At 59.1% G+C, this 347-nt stretch carries 1 protein-coding gene; it reads right to left on the bottom strand.

Annotated features, from left to right (window positions below):
• On the bottom strand, positions 1 to 347 hold a 347-nt coding region (locus WFM49_RS18540), incomplete at both ends, for a hypothetical protein (protein WP_336974855.1).

Genomic DNA, 347 nt, shown 5'->3' with positions numbered 1-347 from the left:
CCCTCCAGCGCGTTGATCACCTCCGTGATCTCAACCGTGAAGTCCTCTGGACCTTCGTAGACCTTGTCATCGGCCGTCACCACACGCAGCTGCAAGCCGCCGTTGGCAGGCACTTCATACTCCGCATTCGGATCCACATCGATCCAGTTGCCATCGGCATCCTGAACCTGCAACGTACCCACGAAGTCATCCGCATCGGCCTTACCGCCCAGGTTCAAGCCCAGCTTGACCTTGGCCACCTGATCCTGGTCACCACCGGCACGGCTGACCGTGAACGTACCGGCCTCACCTTCGGTGATGTCTGTCTGGTTGGCCACGATATTGACCGTCGCCAACTCATCATCATC

This window comes from Alcaligenes sp. PF14 (genome assembly GCF_037150615.1).
GTDB lineage: Bacteria > Pseudomonadota > Gammaproteobacteria > Burkholderiales > Burkholderiaceae_B > Alcaligenes > Alcaligenes phenolicus.
Note: the sequence above shows the minus strand (reverse complement) of the source record. Positions and strands in the feature narration are given on the sequence as shown.